The sequence below is a fragment of the Pseudomonas sp. DNDY-54 genome (assembly GCF_019880365.1).
GTDB lineage: Bacteria > Pseudomonadota > Gammaproteobacteria > Pseudomonadales > Pseudomonadaceae > Stutzerimonas > Stutzerimonas stutzeri_P.
Genome location: NZ_CP082271.1, coordinates 1,431,326 through 1,451,565, shown reverse-complemented (window position 1 = coordinate 1,451,565; position 20,240 = coordinate 1,431,326). Strand labels below are relative to the sequence as shown.

Sequence of the window (20,240 nt, the reverse complement as noted above, 5' to 3'; positions counted from 1 at the left end):
CATGAATCTTGCCCGCCTCCTGCTGCTCACCCTGCCCCTGTTCGCTGGCTGTCAAGCGCTGCCCTGGGGCGACGAGCCGACCTATCCGACCGAGCGGCTACAAGGTGACATCACACACAGTGAAGGCATGCTGCTGTTGCGTTCCTGCCAGGGCACCCGGCAACTCGAACTGCTTGATTCCGCTGCTACCGGACTGCCAGACGATGCTCAAGCGTTACTGGCAGACGGTGGCCAGCCACTGTTCGCCGATGTGCGCGGCAGATTGCTCTCCAGAGCAAACGGCACCGGCCAATTGCAACTGACCCAGGTCTATCGCCTGCAGGCCGAAGGCCCAGGCTGCGGCGCAAAGGGGTTTGACCGACTGGCCCTGCGCGCCGGCGGCCACGAGCCTGGCTGGAGCCTAACAATCACGACCCAGGGCATGCTGCTCGAGCGTCCCGATCATGCGCCATTGGCAGTGCCTTTCTTGGAGGAACAGCTGCCGGGTGGGCAAACCAGTTTCAGCAGCGAAGCAAACAATCAACGCCTCGATCTATGGGTTGCGCCCCAACGCTGCGTCGACAGCGCCACAGGGGCCGTCACCCATCTGACCGCCGAGCTGCGCCTCGACGACCAGACGCTGCGTGGCTGCGCCTACTACGGTGGCGCGCGCAACGAGTGAATCTCACGAACCGCGTTCCGGCGCGCTTCCCAATGTTTCGAAGACACTGAACATGAATAAAGACCTTTCGCTGCTTCAGCCCTACCCGTTCGAGAAACTCCGCGCCCTGCTCGCCGGTACACAACCGCCTGCCGACAAACGCCCAATCGCCCTCTCGATCGGCGAACCCAAGCATCCCTCACCTGATTTTGTCGCTCAGGCGTTGGCGGCCAACCTCGATCAACTCTCGGTATACCCGTCTACGCTCGGAATCCCCGCGCTGCGTGAATCGATTGCCGGCTGGTGCGAGCGCCGCTTCAGCGTCAACACCGGCAGCCTCGATCCGGCGCGTCATGTGCTTCCAGTCAACGGCACCCGTGAAGCCCTGTTCGCGTTCACCCAGGCCGTGGTCAACCGCAGCGCTGACGCGCTGGTGATCAGTCCAAATCCGTTCTATCAGATCTACGAGGGCGCGACACTTCTGGCCGGCGCCACGCCGCACTATCTGCCCTGCACCGTCGAAAACGGCTTCAATCCGGATTTCGATGCGGTTCCGGCCGAGACCTGGCAACGCACCCAGATTCTCTTCCTCTGCTCGCCAGGAAACCCCACCGGTGCGCTGGTGCCGCTCGACACGCTCAAAAAGCTGATCGCACTCGCCGATGAGCATGATTTCGTCATCGCGGCAGATGAGTGCTACAGCGAGCTCTATTTCGATGAAGCGAGTCCGCCAGCCGGGCTGCTCACAGCGTGCGCGGCGCTGGGTCGTGGAGATTTCAAACGTTGCGTCGTGTTCCACAGCCTGTCCAAACGCTCGAACCTGCCGGGGCTGCGCTCCGGATTTGTCGCAGGCGACGCGGACATCCTCAAGGCTTTTTTGCTCTACCGCACTTACCACGGCTGTGCCATGCCTGTGCAAACGCAGTTGGCTAGCATTGCGGCGTGGAACGACGAAGCGCATGTACAGGCCAACCGTCAGCTGTACCGCGAAAAATTCGACGCGGTACTGGACATCCTCGCGCCAGTAATGGATGTGCAACGCCCTGATGGCGGCTTTTACCTATGGCCGAAAACCCCCATCGACGATCAGCAATTTACCCGAGAGCTGTATGACCGGGAGCATGTCACCGTGGTGCCAGGCTCTTATCTGTCGCGTGAGGTGGATGCCATTAGCCCCGGTACAGGGCGAGTGCGCATGGCGCTGGTCGCACCCCTGAACGATTGCATCGAAGCTGCCGAGCGGATTCGCGCCTTCATCGCCCGGTTGTGATGTGGGAGCCGGACGCCGTGGCGTCCGGCCTCCAGGTCAGGCGACACCCGGTGGGATCATGTCCTTGCCGTAGTCGCGCAGTTTTTCCAGATTCTCTGGTTTCATGTGCTCCGGAATATCTGCTGAGGTGGTGTCGTCACGCTTGTCGTGCTCATCCAGGTCCGGCTTTTCGGGCTCGTTCATGGCGTCCTCCGTCAGATTGCGTTCTCTTCCCAGATTAGCTCACCGTTGTCACTGACCTCTCGGACCTTCGTCAAGGCCGCCTCTGCCGCGACGTCGGCCTCGGATGCCAAATCGTAATGCCGGCCGTTGGCAACTTTGAAAACGTGGGCGTTATCGTCCGTACCTCGGCGCTTCACGGCAATCACCGCCTCGAAGCCGTCATCGGTAGGAACGGCTGACGAAATGGCTTCATGGTGTTCGAAATGCTTGCGTGCCATACCTGACCTCGTCATTGCGATTGTGATCAATGGACAACGTGAAGCGCGAAAAAGGTCGGGCAGCTTTTGACTCGTGTGCGCTGAACCGACCGCTCCTGCCGTGACTCACACCTTAAAGCGACAATCGGGAGCCCTGCGATGCCCATGAACGAAACCTACGTCACCAGCGCGCCCTCGCGTGACGAGGTGGATGCCCTGGACGGTTATACCCTTCTGGAATTCGGCACAGCATGGTGCGGCCATTGCCGCTCGGCGCAACCGCTGCTGCACAGAACGATGGCAGATCGCGACGTTCGCCATCTGAAAATCGAGGACGGCCCCGGGCGGCCTCTTGGGCGTTCCTTTCGCGTCAAGCTTTGGCCGACGCTGATTTTGATGCGTGACGGACAGGAACTGGGTCGAGTGGTACGCCCCACCAGCACACAAGCCATCGAAGAACTGCTGAGCCACGCCGATAGCGCTTCAGGGTAGCGTCGTCCGGGCGTGGCATCACTACTACGAAGCGAACCGCGACATACCTGTCCTAAAATCGCCCAGACGGCAGGCTTCGTTACATCGTGGCATAATCCGCGCCCCAGTTTGGCCGGAGAAGCGGAGCTGATATGTCCGATCAACGCAAAGGACGCTGCCTGTACGGCATCAAGGCGTGCGACACGATGAAAAAGGCCCGGACTTGGCTCGACCAACAAGGGCTAAGCTATGACTTCCATGACTATAAGAACGCCGGGATCGACCGCGCCCATCTGGAAGCCTGGTGCAACGAACATGGCTGGCAAATGGTGCTCAACCGTGCAGGCACCACGTTCCGCAAGCTAGACGACGCGCAGAAGGCCAATCTCGATCAGGCCAAGGCCATCGAGCTCATGTTGGCCCAGCCGTCGATGATCAAACGCCCGGTATTGGATTTGGGTGATAAGACGCTGATCGGCTTCAAGCCGGACATCTACGCTGCCGAGCTGGCAGCCAAGAACTGACACCCACTCGCCATGACGAGCGGGATCGATAAGAAGGAATTCCTATGAGCAACTCTCTATTCAGCCTGGCCTTCGGCGTTGGCACACAAAACCGCCAGGGTAATTGGCTTGAAGTGTTCTACGCCCAACCGCTGCTGAATCCGCCGGGCGAGATGGTCGCCGCTATTGCGCCGCTGCTCAGCTATGAAGGCGGCAACCAGGCGATCACCATCAGCACTACCCAGGCGGCCCAACTGGCCGACACTATCAAGCCGCTCGACACTGCTCAGCATGCATTGCTGACCCGTCTGGCTGAGAGCCAGCGCCCCTTAGTGGTCACATTGCTCGCTGAAGATGCGCCGCTGACCTCCACCCCCGAGGCCTACCTCAAGCTGCACCTGCTCTCACACCGTCTGGTCAAGCCGCACGGCCTGAATCTGACCGGCATCTTCCCGCTGTTGCCCAACGTGGCCTGGACCAATCAGGGCGCAGTGGACCTGGCGGAGCTGGCCGAGCGTCAGCTGGAAGCGCGGCTGAAGGGCTATCTGCTGGAAGTGTTCTCTGTCGACAAGTTCCCGAAGATGACCGACTACGTCGTCCCGGCTGGCGTGCGCATCGCTGACAGCGCCCGTATACGTCTCGGCGCTTACGTCGGAGAAGGCACCACGGTCATGCATGAAGGGTTCGTCAACTTCAACGCGGGCACCGAAGGCCCGGGCATGATCGAAGGCCGTGTGTCGGCTGGCGTGTTCGTCGGCAAGGGCTCGGATCTGGGCGGCGGCTGCTCGACCATGGGCACGCTGTCCGGCGGCGGCAACATCGTCATCTCGGTTGGCGAGGGCTGCCTGATCGGCGCCAATGCGGGTATCGGCATACCGCTCGGCGATCGCAACACCGTGGAAGCCGGCCTGTACATCACCGCCGGAACCAAAGTGAACCTGCTTGATGACCAAGGCGCGCTGGTTAAAGTCGTCAAGGCTCGCGATCTCGCCGGCCAGACGGACCTCCTGTTTCGCCGTAACTCGCAGAACGGCGCCGTGGAATGCAAGACGCACAAATCCGCAATCGAGCTGAACGAAGCGCTGCACGCGCATAACTGACCGCTTGGCTGGCAGCCGGACGCTGGCAGCAGCAGCGCCGCGCTCCGGCTGCCAGCCTCCAGCTTCAGGCCCAACGCTATGCTTTTGTCTCCTTGGCGTTCCGACTTCCCGGCTCTGGCGATTCTCGAAGCCCAGGGCCAAACCTACCTCGACAGTGCCGCCACCGCTCAGAAGCCTCAGGCGTTGATCGACGCGCTGACCGGCTATTACACCTGCGGCACCGCCAATGTTCACCGCGCCCAACATCAGCCCGCTGAACGCGCGACCCGTGCATTCGAAGATGCCCGGGTCAAGGTCGCGCGATGGCTCAACGCGGCCAGCCCGACCGAAATCGTCTTCACCCGCGGCGCCACCGAAGCGCTGAACCTGCTCGCCTATGGTCTCGAGCCGCTGATCGAGGCCGATGACGAGATCGTCGTCAGTGCGCTGGAGCATCACGCCAATCTCCTGCCTTGGCAGCAACTCGCGAAGCGGCGCAATGCCAAGCTGCTGGTGTTACCGCTGGATGCCCGGGGCATGATCGACACAGAGATCGCTGCGAGCCTGATCGGCCCTCGGACCCGTTTGCTGGCGGTCAGCCAGCTCTCCAACGTGCTGGGTGCCTGGCAGCCGCTGGCAGAGTTACTGCCGCTGGCCAAGGCCCAGGGCGCACTGACAGTCGTCGACGGGGCTCAAGGCGTAGTACATGGACGGCACGACATGCAGGCGCTGGCCTGCGACTTCTATGTGCTGTCCAGCCACAAGCTTTACGGGCCGGAAGGCGTTGGGGCGCTTTATGGCCGGGGCGAATCCTTACTCAAGCTCAAGCACTGGCAATTCGGCGGCGAGATGGTCCGTATCGCTGATTTTCACCATGCCGAATTTCATGCAGCACCGTTGGGTTTCGAAGCCGGCACGCCGCCCATCGGTGCTGTCATCGGCCTCGGGGCGACACTGGATTATCTGTCGCGACTGGATGCTGCCGCGGTGAACAATCACGAGCAGGCCCTGCACGTGAAGCTGCTTTCAGGCCTTTGCGAACGCGACGGTGTACACCTGCTCGGCGAGCCGCGGCTGGCGCTGGCCAGCTTCACGATCGACGGTGTCCATCATGGGGACCTGGCACACCTGCTCACTGAGCAAGGTATCGCCATACGCAGCGGAACACACTGCGCGCAACCCCTGATGAAAGCGCTCGGTGTCGAGGGCGCCATTCGCGTGTCCCTTGGGCTGTATAACGACGGCACCGATCTGGAGCGGTTCTTCAACGCGCTGGATCAGGCGTTGGAATTGCTCCGATGAGCGAACTCCCCGCTGCGGCGAGCGAAACACTGGAAACCTTCCAGCAGGCGGCGGGATGGGAACAGCGTGCGCGCCTGTTGATGCAGCAAGGCGATCGTCTCGAGCCGCTCGACGACACAGAGCGCACTGACGATAACCTGGTGGCCGGTTGCGACAGCAGGCTCTGGCTGGTTGGCGAGCGACGCGGCCTGCATTGGCACTTCCACGGCACCAGCGAGGCGCGGCTTCTGCGCGGTTTGCTCGCAGTCTTGCTGGTACGCGTCAATGGTTTGGGAGCGGACGAGCTGCAGCGGCTGGACGTCGCGGACTGGTTCGGCCAGCTCGGGTTGGCTCGGCAACTCTCACCGTCCCGTGCCAATGGAATGAACGCCGTGCTGCAGCGAATGCGAGCATTGGCAAGCTCCAGCCGATCAAACGCCAACGTTCAATAGCCGACGCTCGGAGGCGGTCAGCCCCGCGCGCGCTCCGCCGGTCGTCTAGCCCCGGCGACCAGCTTGTCGACCGCGCGCGCCGCTGCAACCAGACCAAAGCTTCCGGTGACCATCATCGCGGCGCCAAATCCTCCGGCGCAGTCGAGCTTCACACCTTCGCCAACAAAGCTTTTGCTCTGACAGACACCGCCGTCCGGCTTCGGATATCGCAGTTGCTCGGTAGAAAACACGCAAGGCACGCTGTAGGTCCGCCCCGGCGTTCGGGAGAAGTTGTACTCGCGCCGCAGTAATGAGCGCACCTTCGCCGCCAGCGGATCGTTGAAGGTCTTGTTCAGATCGGCAACTTGGATCTGCGTCGGGTCCACCTGCCCGCCGGCGCCGCCGGTGGCGATGATCTGGATCTTGCGCCGCTTGCACCAGGCGATTAGCGCAGCCTTTGCCGGCACACTGTCGATGCAGTCGATGACGCAATCCATGTGTTCGGTGATGTACTCCGCCATGGTCTCTCGGGTGACGAAGTCAGCAATCGCATGCACCACACAGTTCGGATTGATCGCCTTGAGCCGCGCCGCCATCTCGTCCACCTTCGGCTTGCCCACCGCGCCTTCCAGCGCATGGACCTGCCGATTGGTGTTGGTGATGCAAACGTCATCCAGATCAAACAGGCTGATCTCGCCGACCCCGCTTCGCGCTAATGCCTCGGCCGCCCACGATCCGACCCCGCCTATTCCTACGACCGCCACATGCGCTGCCGCGAGCCGCTCGAGACCGGCGGTGCCGTACAGGCGCGCAATACCGCCGAAACGCTGATCGTCGATAGACATGTCGAAACCCCAGTAAAAGTCGCTCGATTATAAGACCTTCGTTCTTGCCGACACAGGGCTTGCCAGCGTGTCTGTACCTTAGGTTGTCGATGAATCCGACACCCGCGACGAGGCCGTGCTGCATTCGCCCTATGGGTCAGGCATCGCCAACCCCGGTCGCAACAGCTTTTTGCTTTAATATGGCGCCCCTTTCCTCGCCTGCCTCGGAGCCGTGATGACTGCCGCCGCCCTCTCGCCCACCCTCGAACTCGCCTGCGAGCTGATCAATCGTCCATCGGTGACGCCACTGGACGAGGGCTGCCAGCAACTGATGAGCGAACGGCTCGCCGCCTGCGGCTTTGCCATCGAGCCGATGCACATCGAGGACGTCGAGAACTTCTGGGCAATTCGCGGCAACGAAGGCCCGGTGCTGTGCTTTGCCGGGCACACCGATGTGGTGCCCACCGGTCCATTGCACGCATGGCAGAACCCGCCATTTGCGGCGCGCATTGACGAGCACGGCATGCTTCATGGCCGTGGCGCGGCGGACATGAAAGGCAGCCTCGCATCGATGATTGTCGCCGTGGAACGTTTCACAGCGGACTACCCCAATCACAAGGGACAGATCGCCTTTTTGATTACCAGCGACGAAGAAGGCCCTGCGCACCACGGCACCAAAGCAGTGGTCGAGCGTCTGCGTGAGCGTGGCCAGCGGCTGGACTGGTGCATCGTCGGCGAACCCTCAAGCACCACCCTGGTGGGCGACGTGGTGAAGAACGGCCGCCGCGGCTCACTCGGCGGCACCCTGACCGTACGTGGCCAACAAGGCCACGTGGCCTATCCACATCTGGCGAAGAACCCGATCCACCTGGCCGCGCCGGCACTGGCCGAGATGGCTGCCGAACATTGGGACGATGGCAACGCGTTTTTCCCGCCGACCAGTTTCCAGATTTCCAACCTCAACGCTGGCACCGGCGCCACCAATGTCATTCCCGGCACGCTGGAAGCGGTGTTCAACTTCCGTTTTTCCACCGAGTCCACGGTTGAGGGGCTGCAGCAGCGCACCGCGGCGATTCTCGACAAGCATGGTCTGGACTGGAACGTCGAGTGGGCTCTGTCGGGCCTGCCCTTTCTCACCGAACCGGGCGACCTGCTCGACGGTGTCGCCAGGGCGATCCGCAGCGTAACCGGTCGCGAAACCACGCCATCCACCAGCGGTGGCACCTCCGATGGTCGCTTCATCGCGACCCTTGGTACTCAGGTGGTCGAACTCGGCCCGGTCAATGCCACGATTCACCAGGTCGACGAGCACATTCTTGCGAGCGATCTCGATCTATTGACCGAGATCTACTACCAGTCCCTGGTCAACCTGCTCGCATGCTGATCTGTCCGATCTGCCAGGCGCCGTTGAGTACGCTCGACAACGGTGTGGCCTGCCCGGCCAACCACCGTTTCGACCGCGCGCGCCAGGGTTATCTGAACCTGCTCCCGGTGCAGCACAAGAACAGCCGTGACCCCGGCGACAACCAAGCCATGGTGGAGGCACGCCGGCGTTTTCTCGACGGTGGTCATTACGCGCCGTTAGCCACGCGGCTGGCGCAGCTGGCGGCTGAGCGCTTGCCGAAGCACTGGGTTGATATCGGTTGCGGCGAGGGTTATTACACCGCCCAAATCGCAGAGGCCCTGCCGGCTGCGGAAGGTTATGCGCTGGATATCTCCCGCGAGGCGGTCAAGCGCGCGTGCAAACGAGCCCCTCAGCTGAAGTGGCTGGTGGCAAGCATGGCGCGAGTGCCGCTGGCCGATGCCAGCTGCGATCTGCTCGCCAGCGTGTTCAGCCCGCTGGATTGGAACGAAGCCCGCCGCATTCTCGCTCCCGGCGGCGGCCTGCTGCGTATGGGCCCGACCCGCGATCACTTGTGGGAACTGCGCGGCCTGCTGTATGACGAAGTACGTGACTACGATGACGAAAAGCACCTGTCACTGATACCTGCTGGCATGCACCTCGCCCACAGCGAAACGCTCGACTATGAATTGGAGCTCGGCAGCGCCGAAGCCCGCGCCGATCTGCTCGCCATGACGCCGCACGGGTGGCGCGCGAGCGCCGAACGCCGAGCGGCGGTAGTCGGCGCGCCACTCAAGGTTCGGGTTGCGATACGCTACGATTGGATCGAACGAGACCGATAACGCGGCCAGACAAGCCACGCTGCATCCGATCAATCTCGACGAGCACAGATCCGAGCGGTCCACGAATCTCGGAAAGCCAGCACTCATTTTTTTCCACCCTGTTGTAACCCTCACCAGACAAGGCCACCGCCCATGCGTCAACCGGACATCGAAATCTACCTCAGGGATGCCAGCCAGGACGCCGTTACCGAATGGCTCAGTCAGGCCATAGGTCCGTGTTCCCCTTGGCAACCCAAGGGCAAGACGTTCAAGTGCAAGGCGGGTGATATCCCGGTGACGTGGTTGCCAAAGGCTGTTGGCAAATGGCACAGCCTGCTGCTGGAAAGCGACGCGACCCCATGGGACGACGATGTCGCCTGCGCCCGCGACGCCTATGCGGCGCTGGGAGTGGAAATCCGCTGTGCACCAGGCGGCTGGCAGGAAGAAGAGTCGGTTGAAGATGCTGATCGCTGGATGAGCGTCAGCGAGCGTGGCGAGGCTGAAATAATCTGGCGCACCGACTGATGCCGGTTCCTGCGGCGTCCAGCGCTGCCAAGCGCAACCCATGAAAAAGCCCGTCATTCGACGGGCTTTCTGTTCCGCGGCTGGGTGTCAGAGCCCCGCCACGTCCTCGGCCTGCAGGCCTTTCTGACCCTGTGTCACCGAGAACTCCACCTGCTGACCTTCGGCCAGAGAGCGGTGGCCTTCGCCACGAATGGCCTGGTAGTGAACAAATACATCCGCACCACTGCCACGCTGGATGAATCCATACCCCTTGGCATCATTGAACCACTTGACGGTTCCGGTTTCGCGCTCAGCCATCCTACTTCTCCAACTCGATTCTTATTATTCCCGCTTGGGGAGGAACGATCAGGCCTGAGCCGCTGCGGGCCGCCTGTTCGCACTATAGCGAAGCCGGCGTGACAAGCGTGTTTCAGGTTGATCGCGGACGAGTATAGAACAGCGAATATTCTCGTCTTCGTGTTTTTTCCGGGGCCCGGAAGCGGTGGCATAGCTGAAGCCACCGCACCACTGACCGGACCTCCAGGTGGCCGCCGGATCAACCTGCCCGGCGTCGCCGCCATAGCCATATCAACAACACGCCCAAGGTCAGCACCAGCGGGACCAGCGCGATATTGAAGAACTTCAGCACGCGGCCCAGCGCCTCGATGTCCGCATTGAGCTGATAGCGCACCTCGCGTAGCTCTTTGCGAATGCGCAATTTTTCCTGCATGTAACCCTGCAGCGCAGCTTGTTGTTCGGCGGTGAGTTCCATTGCTCCCTCTGCGTTCGGACCCTGCAGTTCGGCAAGCTGCGCCTCGGTGGCGGCCAAGCGTTGTTGCAGCGCCTCCTCTTTCTCGCGGAAGCGATTTTCAGCCTGTCGCTGCAGCTCCTCGACGACCACGAACGGCCGGGCGAAGCGGCCGCGAGAGCGAACGCTGATCAACGCATCGGTGCCGGACAGATTGTCCAGCGCGTTGATCACGAAGGTGCCATTGTCAGCCCAGGGCTGCGGCATGCGCTGCCCAAAGAAGTCCTGTACCTGCACCCACATGCGATCGGCCAGCAGATCGGTGTCCGCGACGGCGATGACGTTGATGTTCGCGCTCTCCTTCAGCCCGTCTTTGCGACCTTCTATACCGTCCGGGTACGCTGACGTTGCCGGGCCCTGAATCCGCGCCACCAGCGTATAGCGTTCACCGGTAGGCTCCAGTTCGCGCAACAATGCCTCCGGGTTTTCCAGGGTCGCGAAACGCTGCGCCTCGAACGGCATGGCATAGCTGGAACTCTGGATCAGCGGCGTGAAACGGGTACTGGCATTCTCCAGCGGCTCGAGGAAGCCGGCCGTGGCCATGGTCAGGCTTTCCAGCGAGGCAGTGACGACGTCTTCGGCATCCATGGTGACCTGCGGCAGGCTCAGCCAGCCAGGATGCCTGACCGGCCGCCGCTCCGCGCCCACCCCGACAGACATCGCATAGGACGCATCGGCTACCACCTGGTCGGACGCCATGCGCACGCCCCAAGCCTTGAGCAGTGGCTCCAGATCCGATGCTTTTTCCTCGCCGAACTCACCTGGCCCGATGCCCATGCCGGGATCAGCTTCGCTGTACGGGTCCAAGAAGGTCAGCAGCTTGCCGCCACGCATGACGAACTGGTCGACGGCGTAGAGCGTCTGTTCGGGCAGATCCTTGGGATGCACCAGCATCAGCACCGACACGCTGGACGGGATCATATCGACGTCGCGTTTGAGGCTCTCGATATGAAACAGCTGGCGAATCTCCTCCAGCACCATCCACGGCGCCGTCGCTTGCTGGGTCCGCATGTCGAAGCCGCCCGTAATCGGCAATCCGGAGAGCACACCAACGACGGGCATCTGCGGCGATGCCAGGCTTTGGATCAGCCGGCTAAGCTCGTACTCGAGGAACTCCTCCTGATCGAGCGGGAAGAACGGGATGCTTTGCGTCTGGCCGTCAGTGTTGGTACCGGCGAGCCCGAAGTAGACCTTGTCGCCCCCCTGGTTCAGCGGCACAGCCTGCAGCCCGAGCTCGGCGGCACGGTCTTCCTCTTCGGAAAACGGCTCAGGATCGATCACCTGCAGCGTGAGCTTGCCCTCTGCCTCACGCTCGTAGGCGCGTAACAGCTCCTCCACGCGCCGGGCGTAGTTGCGCAGCGCTACAAGCCCTTTGGTTGCCTCTTCCGAATAAAAGAGGTGCAACTCGATGGGTTGCTCCAACCCGTCGAGAATAGTCTCGGTCCCTTCGGAAATCGTGTAGAGCTTCTGCTCGGTCAGGTCCAGCCGTGCATCGGTAAATATTAGGCTGGAAAAGGTGTTGAATGCCAGGAAGATCAGCGCGATCAGCAGCAGTCCGGCACCTGAATACATTACTCGTTTCATGTGGGCTTCCTTATGCCGCTTTCTTCAGATCGACCACCACAGCGGTGGCCGCCAGCCAGGCGATGATCAGCGTGACGAAATACAACAGGTCGCGCAGGTCAATGACCCCCTTGCTGAGTGAGTCGAAGCGGATCAGAAAGCTCAACGAAGCCACTGCATCGATCAGCCACTGCGGCGCCCAAGCGAACGCGTCGAGGACCATCGGCAGGCCACTCACGATGAAAAGAAAGCACACGCTGACGGCCAGAATGAAGGCGATTACCTGATTCTTCGCCAGTGCGGACATGCATGAGCCGATCGCGAGAAATGCCCCCGCCAGCAACCAGCTTCCGAAATAACCAGTGGCAATCGCGCCGTTGTCCGGCTCGCCGAGGTAGTTGACGGTAATGATCATGGGGAACGTCAGCAACAGCGCAATCCCGGCGAACACCCAGGCCGCAACGAATTTGCCCGTGACTGCTTCGAAGCGGGTAATCGGCAACGTCATCAACAGCTCGATGGAGCCGGACTTGCGCTCCTCTGCCCATAGCCGCATTGCGATGGCCGGAATCAGGAACAGGTAGAGCCAGGTGTGAAAGCTGAAAAAGGGAATGAGATCCGCCTGGCCGCGCTCGTAGAAACCACCCAGGTAGAAGGTAAATACGCCCGACAACACCAGGAAGATGAGGATGAATACATAGGCGAGCGGCGTTGCGAAATAGCTGCCCAGCTCGCGTTTGAAGATAACCGGCAACTGGCTCATACCGCCTCCCCGCGAGTCAGCGTGCGGAACACTTCGTCTAACCGCCCACGCTCGACATCCAATTCAGTCACTGTCCAACCCCGCTGCGTGATCAACGCGTTGACCTGCGGAAAGATCACCTGCCCCGGCTTGGCCAGCACCGTGATGCTGTGTTCGCGCTCATTGGTTTCGATCCCTGCTACACCCGGCAAGGCTGCCAGCGCGATGTCATCCAGCGGGGCATCACTGACCAGCGTCACCGCCTGGTGATACCTGGAGCGACTTTCCAGCTCGAACGGCGTGCCGTCAGCCACCAGCCGTCCATTGGCTATTACCACCGCACGGGTGCAGACGGCCGTGACCTCCTCCAGGATATGGGTCGAGATGATCACGATCTTGTCGTGCGCCAGTCCCTGGATCAGCTCGCGCACCTGATGTTTCTGGTTCGGATCAAGCCCATCGGTAGGCTCGTCGAGGATCAGTACCCGAGGGTCATGCAGAATCGCCTGCGCCAACCCGACACGGCGCTTGAACCCCTTGGACAGGGTCTCGATGCTCTGGCCGAGTACCGAATCCAATTCAACCTGGCCCGCTGCCGTTTCGACTCGCACACGCTTGTCCGCGCCGCGATAACCGCGCACCTCAGCGATAAAGTCGAGAAAACCCCGCACCGTCATATCGCCGTAGCAAGGCGCGCCTTCCGGCAGATAGCCAATCTGTCGTTGTGCCTGCAGCCGCTGAGTCTGAATGTCACAGCCGAAAATGCTCGCCGTGCCGGAAGTGGGCGCCAGGAAGCCAGTCAGCATCTTCATGGTGGTGGACTTGCCGGCCCCGTTGGGGCCAAGGAAACCGAGCACCTCGCCGGGCTGGACAGTGAAAGACAGCGCATCCACTGCGGTGTGCTGGGCAAACTTTTTTGTCAGATTTTTTAATTCGATCATCGTTCTCACCCATGGCGGACCCACGGCCGAACTCGGCAAGACGGGTCCAATGCGGGCCGGACTATAAAAAGAGCACGACCGGCATTGCAACCGGAGCGGGCGTCGCAGCGCGAGATATCGCCGCGCCCAGGTGGCTCCCGTGTACCAGCACTATGCGCTCTCTGGAAGACAAGACCACGGCCGGCAGCGTCGGCCTGCTGGTTTAGCGTGCCGAAGTGGACGCCACCCCACGCTGATTCGCTTCGTCCATGAATCGGTTACTGTCCATGCTTTTGCTCATAGCGAGATCGACAACGAATGGACGACGCCGCGCTGTTGGTGATCGATCAACAAAAAGGTATCGATCATCCCAAGCTGGGCCAACGAAACAACCCGCACGCCGAATCGGTGATTCTTGCCCTGCTAGCGCACTGGCGGGAGCGTGGGCGGCCAGTGGTTCATATCCGACATCGTTCTTCGGATTTGGACTCGGTGTTCTGCCCCTTTCAGGAGGGTTTCGAGTTCAAGCCGGCGTTCCAGCCCGGCGAGAATGAAACAGTCATCGAGAAGCCCACGCCCTGCGCATTCACCAGAACCGATCTGGAAGCGATCCTGACGCAACTGGGTGTCGGTTCTATCGTCATTACCGGGGTCGCAACAAACAATTCGGTAGAGGCAACGGCAAGGACTGCCGGCTGCAGAGGCATCACAACTTATGTGGTCGAGGATGCCTGTTTCACGTTTGCCAAGCGAGATTACCGGGGTCAGGTGCGCGATGCTGAAGCGGTACATGACATGTCGCTGGCAAACCTGGACGGTGAATATGCGAAGGTAGTCGGCTCGGAGGAATTGCTACCGCTACGTGTTGACGCCCTCAAACGGCCGTACCCATAGCGCCCGCACCGAGGAATAAGCAACTTTTTAAGCGACCCGTTGCCAGCATGTCGTCCTGTTTATCCATGCTGAACACTCGACGTTCATCCCGGGCACCAGCCGCTCGGCCAGCACTCACTCGCCTGCGACGGACTAATCTAGTCAACCAACCTCAGCCAAACTGGAAATGCCATGCACAGCGACGAGATCAAGGCCATCTTCGATCAACAGGCGGCCAGTTATGACGAGCGCTGGGCCAGAACGGCGCCCATTCGAGAGGCGTTGCACTTCATTCTTGAAGCGGTATTCGCCGAGTTACCAACCGATGCGCGGGTTCTCTGCGTCGGTGCGGGTACCGGCGAAGAAATCGCCTATCTCGCCAAGCGCTTTCCCGGATGGTCATTCACCGCCGTTGAGCCGTCGGGCGCAATGCTTGACGTGTGTCGCGACAAGGCAGCAAAGGGAGGCTTTGCCTCGCGCTGCCATTTTCATGAAGGGTATCTGGAGTCCCTGCCCGACCAACGCGACTTCGATGGGGCGACGTGCTTCCTCGTGTCGCAGTTCATTCTTGACCAGGCCACCCGTGCCGACTTCTTCCGCACAATAGCCGCCAGGCTCCGTTCCGGGGCGATTTTGGCAAGTTCCGATCTAGCGGCGGATGTGGGTTCCGCCCAGTACGATGCCCTTCTCAAGCCTTGGTTGACGATGATGGCGACTGCGGGCATTTCAGCGGCCGACGTCGACCAAATGCGAGCTGCCTACGCCAAGGACGTTGCGATTCTGCCGCCAGTCCAGGTCGCGTCGATCATCCAGTCGGCTGGCTTTGACGAACCGGTCCCTGTCTACCAGGCGGGCCTGATCCACGCGTGGTTTGCGAATCGTGAATAGACGAGACGCCATGAACCGCTCGCCGGTCGTGGCCTTTCCGCTCGCTGCTCTCACCGGCGCCTTCGTCTGGGCGTTGTCACCCTGGCTGACCGGCCACACCGAGCCGTGGGATGCGAACGGCGTCTATTACAGCGCAGCGTTGATCGCGGCCGGCTTGGTAACAGGCCTCATAGTGCCGGCGCCCCTCTGGGCGCTTTATGCAGGCAGCGTTTTTGGGCAGTTCTTGTACCTGTGGTTGTTTCTGCCGTCAGGCCCACTGCTGGCCGTGGGCCTGATATTTCTGTTGTTGTGGTCGCTGCTGTTTCTGGGCGGCACCTACTTGGCTGCTCGTATTCGCAATCGCCGCCGCTCCGCTACGGATGAATGATCACGTCGCAACGACCCAAGCTCGGTGCAGAGGGTGGTTTCGCTACGGTCGCGCCGAGGTGCCCACCTTGATTTCGAACGTGGACGCGCCATATCCCACAATCGACGTTTAGACGTTTTGCCGGCTAACCCCGCTTACGGCACACTTGCCACCTTCGTGGCTCTGCCCCCTTTCTTTGGCCAAACCTGTCGTATGACCCGCTCACCGATCCGCCGTCTGCTTTTCTCCATCGCCCGCCGCATGCTGTATTTCTGGGTTCGCTCGGAAACCATTAACCAATCCGCCTTCACGCTCAAGTTGGACCGCAGCAAACCAGTCTTCTATGTGCTGCAAAAGGCTTCTCTGAGCGACCTGGCTGTGCTGGATCACGAATGCAGCAAGGCGGGCCTGCCTCGCCCGGTGGCTGAGGTGGCGGTGGGCGATCATATCGAGCCGGCGGCCTTCCTCTTTCTCAGCCCCGCTGCTAGCTGGTTCGGCCGACGCACACGCGTCGAGCCGCCCGCACCGCTGGTACGGCTGGTGGGTGCGCTGGAAAGAAACGCCGTCGATAACGCCCAGATCATTCCCGTCACCGTATTCTGGGGGCAAAACCCGGCTCGCGAAACCAGTCCCTGGAAGCTGCTGTTTGCCGACAGCTGGGCGGTAACCGGGCGGCTACGCAAATTGATGAGCATGATCATGCTCGGCCGCAAGACTCGTGTGCAGTTCTCGGCGCCCATCCAGCTCAGTGAGCTGGTCGCGCAGAACAAGGGCCACGAACGTACCCTGCGCATGGCGCACCGCATGCTGCGGGTGCATTTCCGTAATCAGAAAACCGCTGTCATCGGCCCCGACCTGTCCCACCGCCGCAACCTGGTCAAGGGGCTGGTCCATACGCCGCAGGTGCGTCAGGCGATCAAGGACGAAGCCGAGCGCGAAAGCATTCCACTGGAAAAAGCCGAGGCCCGCGCACTGCGCTACGGCAATGAAATCGCCTCGGACTACGCGTATACCGCAGTGCGTTTCCTTGAAGTGGTGCTGTCCTGGTTCTGGAACAAGATCTACGACGGTATCCGCGTCAATCATCTGGTGCCGCTGCAGGACGCGGTACAGGGACACGAAGTCATCTACGTGCCCTGCCACCGCAGCCATATCGACTACCTGCTGCTTTCCTACCTGCTGTTTCGCAACGGCCTGACCCCGCCGCATATCGCCGCCGGCATCAACCTCAACATGCCCGTGATCGGTAGCCTGCTGCGTCGCGGAGGCGCCTTTTTCATGCGCCGATCGTTCAAGGGCAACCCGCTCTACACCGCCGTGTTCAACGAATACCTGCACACACTCTTCAGCCGTGGATTCCCGGTGGAGTATTTCGTCGAAGGCGGTCGCTCACGCACGGGTCGGATGTTGCAACCCAAAACCGGCATGTTGGCGATCACCTTGCGCAGCTACCTGCGCTCCTCTCGCCTGCCGATTCTCTTTGTGCCGGTGTACATCGGCTATGAACGGGTGCTGGAAGGCCGCACCTACCTGGGCGAACTGCGCGGCGCGGCCAAGAAGAAGGAGTCGATCTTCGATGTCTTCAAGGTCATCGGGGCCCTCAAGCAGCGCTTCGGCCAGGTCTGGGTCAATTTTGGCGAGCCGCTGAAGCTCAACGATTTTCTCGAGCAACAGCAGCCCGGCTGGCGGCAGCAGAACCTGGCGCCGGACTTCCGTCCGGAATGGCTCAGCGAAACCACCAACAAGCTCTCCGAACGCATCGCCCAACGGCTCAATGAGGCCGCGGCGGTCAACCCCGTGAACCTGGTGGCCTTGGCCATGCTGTCCACCAGTCGGCAGGCACTGGACCGACGTTCGCTGGCGCGTGTCCTTGATCTTTACCAGAAGCTGTTGCGCAAGGTCCCCTACTCGCCCCACACGACACTGCCGGAAGGCGATGGCGAAGCCTTGATCGACTACGTCAAGGATCTCGGACTACTGGCCGAGCAGAAGGATGCACTGGGCAACATTCTCTATCTGGACGAGCAGAACGCCGTTCTGATGACCTACTACCGCAACAACGTGATGCACATCTTCGCCCTGCCGGCGCTGCTGGCGAGCTTCTTCCAGAGCAGTTCCCGGATCAGTCGCGAACAGATCCTGCGTTTCACCGAAGCGCTGTATCCCTATCTGCGTGCCGAGCTGTTCATGCGTTGGGAACCGGAAGAGCTCGAAGCAGTGATCGATCAATGGCTGGCCGCATTTGTCGAACACGGTCTGCTCAAGGTTGATGGCGAAACCTATGTGCGGCCCGCACCTAGCTCGCGGCAGTTCGTACTGCTGACCTTGTTAGCACGCGTCATCGTGCAGACGCTGCAACGCTTCTATATGGCGATTTCGCTGCTACTCAACAGCGGCCAACACACCCTCGATGCCGAAGAGCTGGAGAATCTTTGTACGGTGATGGCTCAGCGTCTATCGATCCTGCATGGCCTTAACGCGCCGGAGTTTTTCGACAAGAGCTTGTTCAGGCACTTCATCAAGAGCTTGCAGGATCAAGATGTGTTACGGCAGGACGACGCCGGCAAGCTCGGTTATCACGACAAGCTCGGCGGGCTCGCCGAAGGCGTCGCCAAGCGCGTGCTCCCCGCCGAGATTCGCCTGTCGATCCACCAGGTGGCGTTGGAGCGGCACGAGGATGAAGCGCCCGCAACTTAGCGTTGGCGAGACGAAAAGGCGCGTGCTAAACCACGCTAAGGCCGATCCGGCGTAATGCCGAATCGGTCAATCGCAATTAGACGCGGCTCCCATACTTATCAGGCACTCCACAATAAATCCTTCGGCTGTCGCCTAAAGGAGCCTGTATGAACCGCGTCAATGTCATCACCTTGTCGCTCTTTGTCGGTCTCAGTGGCTGCGCAACCCCCAGCCTGACCAATCTCACAGCCACCTCGGTTGCGCGCTCGCCGGTGCCGCTGTACCCGCTACGGGCGCAAGTCGATAGGCGGGGCAATCGTATCGCCCATGTCAATGCAGTAATCCACGGTACGCCGTGGTCGATGATGTTGCTGCCGAGCGACCGCTATGCAGTCGGATATTTCGCCGAGACCTGCGAAACCAATATTCCCTATCACTTCGAAGTCGGCTACCAGCGCCGCAACTGGCTCGGTTCCGGCTATTCGAGCACCGTTCACGAGAAGCGTTTTCCCGAGGCCTCAGGCAACCTTCTGCAAGTGACTGGCGAACCGGTGCCGGACGATTGCGCGGCACCTATCGGCCTGACGCTGAGTGTGAACCACACGGCCGACGAGGTGGACATCGAGCCCGGCGATGGCGAATGTCGATCACTATCCAATCGCTGCACGCTAAGGGCCGCAGTAATGGAAAGCAACGCGCACCAGGGCCATGACCAGATCACGGTGCCGTCAGGAACGTACCTGCTTTCATTGACCGGCAGCGAAGCGGTAGACATACCAAACGATGCAATCGGCGACCTGGATATCACCGACGGACTAACACTGACGGGGCTCGGACGCGCGGCGAAGAATGCCGATCTTCAGGTCATTATCGACGGGGGCGGTATCGACCGGATTTTCGATATTTATCCGACCGTGCCCCAGGCCGTGACGCTCAGCTATCTGCGTTTGGAAAATGGTCGGTCGATGAATAGCGGCGGCGGCGCCATCTGGAACCGCGGCAACCTGCGTATGGACCGGATGCTGCTACGCGGCAACCGCATTGATCATGAATTCCACTCCACTTGTGCGAACTCTCCGAGCCGGCGCGTGTGCAACCGGGGCGCGGGATTATTCAATGAGGGCCAGGCTTTGGTAGCACGGTCGACCATCGAACAGAACTCGACGAGCGACTCTTCCGGCCATGGGGGCGGCATTTCAAATATGGGGCGTACAGCCCAGCTGTATGTACGCGACAGCCTGGTCGCCGCCAATACAGCGCGTTTCTGGGGGGGAATGCTGAACTACCAAGGCACTGTCGACATTCTCAACTCAACATTTGCCGACAATATCGGCACTACCGGTGGCGTCAGAGGTGCAGATATCGGCAATGTGGATGGCACGATATCGGCGCGCAATTCTACATTCAGCAATACGCTGCAGCTATTCAGCCATTCCGGAGCTGGCGAGTTTCGGCTCGCCAACAGCCTCGTCGAAATACGCAGGTTCAACAGCACGCCCTTCTGCAGCGGTCGTTTGACCAGTGGCAGCTTCAATGCAATCGGTGGCCCCAGCGATCTGGCCGATTTCTTCAGAGGCTGCGGTTTCGTACCCTCCACCGCCGACGAGATCGAGATACGCCTCAGCCTTGGCGCGCTGCGTGATAACGGCGGCCCAACCCACACTATCGCACTGCGTGAACCGTTCGAAGACAGCCCCTACTTCGATCCCATCGACATGGGCGGAGTGCTCTGCCCAGACACCGATCAACGGGGTATGCCTCGCGATGATTCGAACTGCGACCCAGGCGCCTACGAGTTTTGAGCCAAAACCGGCCCGCTGAGTTTGGTTGCTTCGGCGG

Annotated in this window: 22 protein-coding genes; 15 read left to right on the top strand and 7 right to left on the bottom strand. The window is 61.0% G+C overall.

The window, feature by feature from the left end; translation table 11 throughout:
• The first annotated feature begins 1 nt into the window (after position 1).
• Entirely contained in the window at positions 2-661 is a 660-nt protein-coding gene (locus tag K4O48_RS06820) for a COG3650 family protein (protein WP_222911298.1), read from the top strand.
• Positions 662-713: 52 nt separating this feature from the next.
• Entirely contained in the window at positions 714-1,910 is a 1,197-nt protein-coding gene (gene dapC / locus K4O48_RS06815) for a succinyldiaminopimelate transaminase (protein ID WP_222911297.1), read from the top strand.
• Positions 1,911-1,946: 36 nt separating this feature from the next.
• On the opposite strand, the gene K4O48_RS06810 is transcribed toward dapC, so the two are convergent.
• Together K4O48_RS06810 and K4O48_RS06805 are read right to left on the bottom strand one after the other, a co-directional pair.
• A complete protein-coding gene (locus tag K4O48_RS06810; RefSeq protein ID WP_222911296.1) occupies positions 1,947-2,093 on the bottom strand; it encodes a hypothetical protein in 147 nt (48 codons plus the stop codon).
• 11 nt (positions 2,094-2,104) lie between these two features.
• Entirely contained in the window at positions 2,105-2,350 is a 246-nt protein-coding gene (locus K4O48_RS06805; RefSeq protein ID WP_222911295.1) for a hypothetical protein, read from the bottom strand.
• Positions 2,351-2,488: 138 nt separating this feature from the next.
• Between K4O48_RS06805 and K4O48_RS06800 the strand changes: the two genes are divergently transcribed.
• The 5 genes from K4O48_RS06800 (at position 2,489) to K4O48_RS06780 (ending at position 6,115) form a co-directional block, all read left to right on the top strand.
• On the top strand, positions 2,489-2,821 hold the full coding sequence (locus tag K4O48_RS06800; RefSeq protein WP_222911294.1) for a thioredoxin family protein: 333 nt from the start codon (positions 2,489-2,491) through the stop codon (positions 2,819-2,821).
• 131 nt (positions 2,822-2,952) lie between these two features.
• Positions 2,953-3,324, top strand: a complete 372-nt coding sequence (locus tag K4O48_RS06795; RefSeq protein WP_222911293.1) for an ArsC family reductase — start codon at positions 2,953-2,955, stop codon at positions 3,322-3,324.
• Positions 3,325-3,368: 44 nt separating this feature from the next.
• Positions 3,369-4,403: a 2,3,4,5-tetrahydropyridine-2,6-dicarboxylate N-succinyltransferase gene (gene dapD, locus K4O48_RS06790; RefSeq protein WP_222911292.1), complete on the top strand. Its 1,035-nt coding sequence runs from the start codon at positions 3,369-3,371 to the stop codon at positions 4,401-4,403.
• A gap of 78 nt (positions 4,404-4,481) precedes the next feature.
• Positions 4,482-5,684, top strand: coding sequence for an aminotransferase class V-fold PLP-dependent enzyme (locus K4O48_RS06785; protein WP_222911291.1), 1,203 nt, complete (start codon positions 4,482-4,484; stop codon positions 5,682-5,684).
• Positions 5,681-6,115: a SufE family protein gene (locus tag K4O48_RS06780; protein ID WP_222911290.1), complete on the top strand. Its 435-nt coding sequence runs from the start codon at positions 5,681-5,683 to the stop codon at positions 6,113-6,115. Before K4O48_RS06785 ends, K4O48_RS06780 begins: the two co-directional genes overlap by 4 nt.
• 17 nt (positions 6,116-6,132) lie before the next feature.
• Here K4O48_RS06780 and tcdA read toward each other — a convergent pair whose 3' ends face one another.
• Positions 6,133-6,939, bottom strand: coding sequence for a tRNA cyclic N6-threonylcarbamoyladenosine(37) synthase TcdA (gene tcdA / locus K4O48_RS06775; RefSeq protein WP_222911289.1), 807 nt, complete (start codon positions 6,937-6,939; stop codon positions 6,133-6,135).
• Positions 6,940-7,153: 214 nt separating this feature from the next.
• Between tcdA and dapE the strand changes: the two genes are divergently transcribed.
• The 3 genes from dapE (at position 7,154) to K4O48_RS06760 (ending at position 9,606) form a co-directional block, all read left to right on the top strand.
• Positions 7,154-8,302 carry a succinyl-diaminopimelate desuccinylase gene (gene dapE / locus K4O48_RS06770; RefSeq protein ID WP_222911288.1) on the top strand — a complete coding sequence of 383 codons (1,149 nt, stop codon included), beginning with the start codon at positions 7,154-7,156 and terminating at the stop codon, positions 8,300-8,302.
• Positions 8,296-9,102 (top strand): putative RNA methyltransferase, encoded by an 807-nt coding sequence (locus K4O48_RS06765; RefSeq protein ID WP_222911287.1) that lies wholly within the window; start codon positions 8,296-8,298, stop codon positions 9,100-9,102. Before dapE ends, K4O48_RS06765 begins: the two co-directional genes overlap by 7 nt.
• A 132-nt stretch (positions 9,103-9,234) precedes the next feature.
• Positions 9,235-9,606, top strand: coding sequence for a hypothetical protein (locus K4O48_RS06760; RefSeq protein WP_222911286.1), 372 nt, complete (start codon positions 9,235-9,237; stop codon positions 9,604-9,606).
• 87 nt (positions 9,607-9,693) lie between these two features.
• Here the strand turns inward: K4O48_RS06760 and K4O48_RS06755 are convergent, their stop codons facing one another.
• The 4 genes from K4O48_RS06755 to K4O48_RS06740 all read right to left on the bottom strand — a co-directional run bounded on the left by K4O48_RS06755 (position 9,694) and on the right by K4O48_RS06740 (position 13,639).
• On the bottom strand, positions 9,694-9,903 hold the full coding sequence (locus K4O48_RS06755) for a cold-shock protein (RefSeq protein WP_014852307.1): 210 nt from the start codon (positions 9,901-9,903) through the stop codon (positions 9,694-9,696).
• Positions 9,904-10,141: 238 nt separating this feature from the next.
• Entirely contained in the window at positions 10,142-11,977 is a 1,836-nt protein-coding gene (locus K4O48_RS06750) for a GldG family protein (protein ID WP_222911285.1), read from the bottom strand.
• Positions 11,978-11,987: 10 nt separating this feature from the next.
• Complete coding sequence (locus K4O48_RS06745; RefSeq protein WP_222911284.1) at positions 11,988-12,719, bottom strand: ABC transporter permease subunit; 732 nt, start codon at positions 12,717-12,719, stop codon at positions 11,988-11,990.
• Positions 12,716-13,639 carry an ABC transporter ATP-binding protein gene (locus K4O48_RS06740; RefSeq protein WP_222911283.1) on the bottom strand — a complete coding sequence of 308 codons (924 nt, stop codon included), beginning with the start codon at positions 13,637-13,639 and terminating at the stop codon, positions 12,716-12,718. Before K4O48_RS06740 ends, K4O48_RS06745 begins: the two co-directional genes overlap by 4 nt.
• A gap of 297 nt (positions 13,640-13,936) precedes the next feature.
• Here K4O48_RS06740 and K4O48_RS06735 point away from each other — a divergent pair, with 297 nt between their 5' ends.
• From K4O48_RS06735 to K4O48_RS06715, 5 genes are all read left to right on the top strand, one after another.
• On the top strand, positions 13,937-14,512 hold the full coding sequence (locus K4O48_RS06735) for a cysteine hydrolase family protein (RefSeq protein WP_222911282.1): 576 nt from the start codon (positions 13,937-13,939) through the stop codon (positions 14,510-14,512).
• Between the two features lie 171 nt (positions 14,513-14,683).
• A complete protein-coding gene (locus K4O48_RS06730) occupies positions 14,684-15,379 on the top strand; it encodes a class I SAM-dependent methyltransferase (protein WP_222911281.1) in 696 nt (231 codons plus the stop codon).
• A 10-nt stretch (positions 15,380-15,389) separates the two neighbouring features.
• The gene (locus K4O48_RS06725; RefSeq protein ID WP_222911280.1) at positions 15,390-15,746 is read left to right on the top strand and encodes a hypothetical protein; all 357 of its coding nucleotides are present in this window, start codon (positions 15,390-15,392) and stop codon (positions 15,744-15,746) included.
• Positions 15,747-15,938: 192 nt separating this feature from the next.
• Positions 15,939-18,422 (top strand): glycerol-3-phosphate 1-O-acyltransferase PlsB, encoded by a 2,484-nt coding sequence (gene plsB, locus K4O48_RS06720; RefSeq protein WP_222911279.1) that lies wholly within the window; start codon positions 15,939-15,941, stop codon positions 18,420-18,422.
• Positions 18,423-18,568: 146 nt separating this feature from the next.
• Entirely contained in the window at positions 18,569-20,203 is a 1,635-nt protein-coding gene (locus K4O48_RS06715; RefSeq protein WP_222911278.1) for a choice-of-anchor Q domain-containing protein, read from the top strand.
• Positions 20,204-20,240: the final 37 nt, after the last annotated feature.